This window comes from Tissierella sp., from assembly GCF_052089545.1.
Classification (GTDB): Bacteria; Bacillota; Clostridia; order Tissierellales; family Tissierellaceae; genus Tissierella_A.
In genome coordinates this window covers 1-5,370 of record NZ_JBQDAA010000163.1, presented here as the reverse complement: position 1 = coordinate 5,370, position 5,370 = coordinate 1, and the positions used below count along the sequence as shown (strand labels likewise).

Sequence of the window (5,370 nt, the reverse complement as noted above, 5' to 3'; positions counted from 1 at the left end):
AACACAGATATTTTTAAAAATCACATTCTGCAACTATCTATACATAATATTATATAAACTAAAACAATTCAACAAATAATAAAATCAAACTTCTTAAATAAAAACATTCGGAAATTTATAGTATTAAAAATGATTGAAAATATGATAATATAGTAAGTATGAACAAATATCTTTTAAGATATTTATTCTAATGAAAGGAGCAATTATTATGAAATTCAAATTTAAAGAGTGGAGTTTAGGTGGAAAATTTATATTTTTTTCTACTCTTCTAGCAATATTATCTTTATTTATGACCTGGGTAGATATGAAAGAAATCAAGTTATCAGGATTTGAGCAAAAAGGATACATATTTTTAGTTTTTTATATATATCCAATGTACAAGCTTTTAAAGGATGAAAGGATGCACAAAATTGGAGGCAAGGCATCTAGCATTTTAGCTATAGCCTTAGGGGCATCACTACTTGGATCAATCAGTATAGATGAAACTGGTAATACAGTAAATGCAGGTGGGACAGGACTTTATCTTTATATTACAGCATCTATACTACTAAATATTGGAACAATTAAGTACCTTACAATAAAAGAAAAAATTTCAGATAAAAAGAAAAAATTACAATAGACAGGTAAAGGCATTATTCTACCTATAGCTATTGTCATATAATATATTTATAATAGAGGTGATAAGATGAGTGACTATAATGAAAAAAACAAGAGACTATATTTCTTAGAACGGGTACTTGAAAATTTGTATGATGGCGTCCTTATAAGTGATAGTGATGGGAAGGTAGTAGTATATAATAAAGCTATGGAAGAACTTGAAAAGAGAAATGCTAAAGATATGATTGGAAAATACATATGGGATGCTTATGGATATAATGATGAGGCGAAATCTGAACATATGAAAGTATTTAAAAGCGGAATTCCTATAGTAAATAAATATAAAGCTCACGCATTTAATGATGGTCATCCTATATATAAATCATATAGTACATATCCTGTTATTTATAAGGGGAAAACTATAGGGGTCTATTCAATAAGTAAAAATGAATATAAACTCCAGTCACTCTTATCGGAAATTATAGAACTAAAGAAAGAGTCTATAGACAAAGTTTCAAAAGAAAGCATAGGTAAAAATGGGACGAGGTTTACATTTTCAGATATAATTGGGGAAAGTTTACTTATGAAAAATGTAATAGATGAGGCTAAAACTATATCTTGGCTTGATAATAATGTTTTGATAATAGGAGAGACTGGTACTGGAAAAGAAATGTTTGCCCAAAGTATACATAACTATTCTAAAAGAAAAGAATCGCCCTTTATTGGAATAAACTGTTCAGCCATACCAGAAAACTTACTTGAAAGTATATTGTTTGGTACAGTAAAGGGAGCCTTTACAGGAGCTACAGATTCTCAAGGGCTTTTCCTTGAGGCGGGTGAAGGAACAATCTTTTTAGATGAATTAAATTCTATGCCTATAAATATGCAAACAAAACTTTTAAGGGTCTTACAAGAAAGACAAGTTAGAAAAGTTGGAGGAAAAGATACTGTTCCTATAAAATGTAGGGTAATAAGTGCTATGAACGAAGAGCCACATAAACTTATAAAAGATAAAAAGCTTAGAGAGGACTTATACTATAGAATAGGAGGATATAATTTAAATATACCACCTTTAAGAAAAAGAGCTGCTGATATATATTTTCTATCAGAACATTATATAAAAAGAAATAATTTACTTATGGGTAAGGAAGTTTTAGGACTATCAGATAGATTAAAAAATATAATAAAAAGGCATAAGTGGATGGGGAATGTTAGAGAATTAGAACATTTTATAGAAAATACTATGGTTAGATCAAAAGATGAAGAATATTTAAAATATGAACATATACCTGAGTATATATTAGAAAACATGCAAAGACAAAGAGAAGAAGATAGCTTAGATATGGAATTAAGGGAACCTTTAGATGAAAGACTTGAGAAAATAGAGAGGGAATATATTCTTGAAACTTTAAATAAAAACCACTGGAATGTTGCAAAATCAGCTAGAAAATTAAATATAACAAGACAAAGCTTAATATATAGAATGAAAAAGCTCGATATTATAAAAGAAAATTAAGAAAGTGTTGGAAAATACAACACAATGTATAAAAAACAAAGTTCTTGTTTTAGACAAAGTTAAATAAAAGTGTTGTATTTTCCAACACATCTATATTAGACTATGTTTTTTTATAAGTTAAAGTGCATATTTATGCCATTTATGTCGGAAAAGGATTGGCATATAAGTTGCATACTATTATAGTATGTGATTCATAATAGATACTATATAGTTAAAATTATTGTAATTGGGTATAATACCCATAAAGTGTGACTATAAAAAGCAACTAGAAAGGGGAGTAATATGAAAGCAACACTTGTTATTAAAAATATAGATAATTTAATTACTTTAAAAGGTGAAAATAGGGCAAGAAAAGGAAAAGAACAAGGTGAAATTGGGCTTATAAAAAATGGAGTAGTTGCAGTTAAAGATAAAGAAATAATATATGTTGGAGAAGGCGAACTTCCAGAAAGTATTGAGGTAGATGCAAGTACAGAAGTAATAGACGGAAAAGGCAAAACTGTAACACCAGGACTTATAGACTCTCATACTCACTTAGTTCATGGTGGTAGCAGAGAGCATGAGTTTAAATTAAAACTTGAAGGAGTAGATTATTTAGATATTCTAGCATCAGGTGGCGGAATACATTCTACAGTTGAAGCTACAAGAGAAGCAAGTTTTGATGATCTTTATAAAAGAGCAGAAAAAAGCTTGAAAACTATGCTTTCTTTTGGTGTAACTACTGTAGAGTCTAAATCTGGTTATGGTATAGGAGATTTTGATACAGAACTTAGGCAAATAGAAGTTTCTGAAAAGTTAAATGAAGATTATCCTTCAGATATAATTTCAACTTTTATGGGGGCGCATGCTGTTCCAGAAGAGTATGAAGGAAGATCAGATGAATTTGTAGATGTATTGATAAATGAAATGATGCCTAAGGTTATTGAAAAGACAAATGTTAAGTTTAACGATGTGTTTTGTGAAGAGGGAGTATTTACAGTCGATCAATCTAGAAAAATACTTCTTGCAGGAAAAGAACAAGGGCTTATACCAAAGATGCATGCAGATGAAATAGTATCTTTAGGTGGTGCAGAACTTGCAGCAGAAGTTGGATGTATATCAGCAGAACACCTTATGGCAGCATCAGATCAAGGTATAGATGATATGGCTAAAAGTGGAACTATAGCAGTACTTCTTCCTGGAACAAGCTTCAATCTTCAAAAAGGAACTATAGCACCTGCTAGAAAGATGATAGAAAAGAACGTTCCTGTTGCTATTTCTACAGACTATAACCCAGGAAGCTGTCCTAGTGAAAACTTACAATTTATGATGACTCTAGGTTCTCTAACTTTAAAAATGACACCAGCTGAAGTTATAACTTCAGTTACTATAAATGCAGCTGCAGCACTAGATGTAGAAAATGAAAAAGGCTCACTGCAAAAAGGTAAAAGAGCAGATATATCAATATTTGATACACCAAACTTAGAATATATGATATATCACTTTGGTATAAACCATACTGATAAGGTTATCAAAGATGGTAAGGTAGTTTGGAATAAAGAAAATAATAGGGGGTAAAAACATGAATTATAATAATGAAGTTAGTAAGGCTATGGAAATCAAAATGGATAATTTCCTTCCAGAATATCCTGAATTTGAAAGACATGTAAGAAGAGCTCCAAGGAGAGAACTTACTCTTACTAAAAGAGAAATAGAATTAGCACTTAAAAATGCTCTAAGATATATCCCGGAAGAACTGCATGAGGAAATAGCTCCTGAATTTTTGGATGAGCTTTTAACTCGTGGAAGAATTTATGGATATAGGTTTAGACCAAAGGGAAATCTTTATGGTAAACCACTAGATGAGTACAAAGGAAAGTGTATGGAAGGTAAAGCTTTTCAAGTTATGATAGATAATAACTTAGACTTTGATGTTGCTCTTTATCCTTATGAGCTTGTAACTTATGGAGAAACGGGTCAAGTTTTTCAAAACTGGATGCAATATCATTTAACTATGAAGTATTTAGAGGAACTGACAGATGAACAAACTTTAGTAATGGAATCAGGTCATCCTCTTGGATTATTTAAGTCTTCAAAAACTAGTCCTAGAGTTATAATAACTAATGCTCTTATGGTTGGTGAGTTTGATGATCAAAAACACTGGATAAAAGCGCAAGCTATGGGAGTTGCTAACTATGGACAAATGACTGCTGGTGGATGGATGTATATAGGACCTCAAGGTATTGTGCATGGTACCTTTAATACCATACTTAATGCAGGTAGAATGAAGCTTGGTATTGATGAAGATAAAGACTTAACTGGTCACATGTTTGTGAGTTCTGGTCTTGGTGGTATGAGTGGTGCACAAGGTAAGGCTACAAAGATTGCTGGTGGAGTTGGAGTTATAGCAGAAGTAGATGAGTCTCGTATAAATACAAGACTTGAACAAGGTTGGATAGATGAGTCTTATGAAGATTTAGGTGAACTTTTCAAAGATGCCCAAAAAGCTATGGATGAAAAACGTCCTACTGCCCTAGCTTATCATGGTAATATTGTAGATTTACTTGAGTATGCTGTAGAAAATGATGTTCATATTGAACTTCTTTCAGATCAAACTTCTTGTCATGCTGCTTATGATGGAGGATATTGTCCACAAGGACTTACTTTTGAAGAAAGAACTAAAATGTTAGCTGAAGATAAAAAGAAGTTTATAAAATTAGTAGACGAGAGTTTAAAACATCATTTCCATATAATAAAAAAATTAGTAGATAGGGGAACTTATTTCTTTGACTATGGGAATAGTTTCTTGAAGGCAGTTTATGATGCTGGAGAGATGGAAATCTCTAAAAATGGTATAGATGATAGTGAAGGATTTATATTCCCTTCATATGTAGAGGATATAATGGGACCTATGCTTTTTGATTATGGATATGGACCTTTTAGATGGGTTTGTTTAAGTGGTAAAGAGGAAGACTTACACAAAACAGATCAGGCAGCTATGGATTGTATAGACCCAGATAGAAGAGGTCAAGATAGAGATAACTATAACTGGATAAGAGATGCTGAAGAAAACGCATTAGTTGTAGGTACAAAAGCTAGAATACTTTATCAAGATGCTGGTGGAAGACTAGAAATAGCTCTTAAATTTAATGAAATGGTTAGAAATGGAGAAATAGGACCTGTAATGTTAGGTCGTGACCATCATGACGTATCTGGAACTGACAGTCCTTTCCGAGAGACTGCAAATATAAAAGACGGTAGTAATATGATGGCTGATA

4 protein-coding genes are annotated in these 5,370 nt (G+C 31.6%); all 4 read left to right on the top strand.

Annotated features, from left to right (window positions below):
* The first annotated feature begins 208 nt into the window (after positions 1-208).
* Positions 209-619, top strand: coding sequence for a hypothetical protein (locus ACTHW2_RS10410; protein ID WP_442263850.1), 411 nt, complete (start codon positions 209-211; stop codon positions 617-619).
* 66 nt (positions 620-685) lie between these two features.
* Entirely contained in the window at positions 686-2,113 is a 1,428-nt protein-coding gene (locus ACTHW2_RS10405) for a sigma-54 interaction domain-containing protein (RefSeq protein ID WP_442263849.1), read from the top strand.
* Positions 2,114-2,395: 282 nt separating this feature from the next.
* Complete coding sequence (hutI, locus tag ACTHW2_RS10400; RefSeq protein WP_442263848.1) at positions 2,396-3,670, top strand: imidazolonepropionase; 1,275 nt, start codon at positions 2,396-2,398, stop codon at positions 3,668-3,670.
* 4 nt (positions 3,671-3,674) lie between these two features.
* On the top strand, positions 3,675-5,370 hold a 1,696-nt coding region (locus ACTHW2_RS10395), incomplete at its 3' end, for a urocanate hydratase (RefSeq protein WP_442263847.1).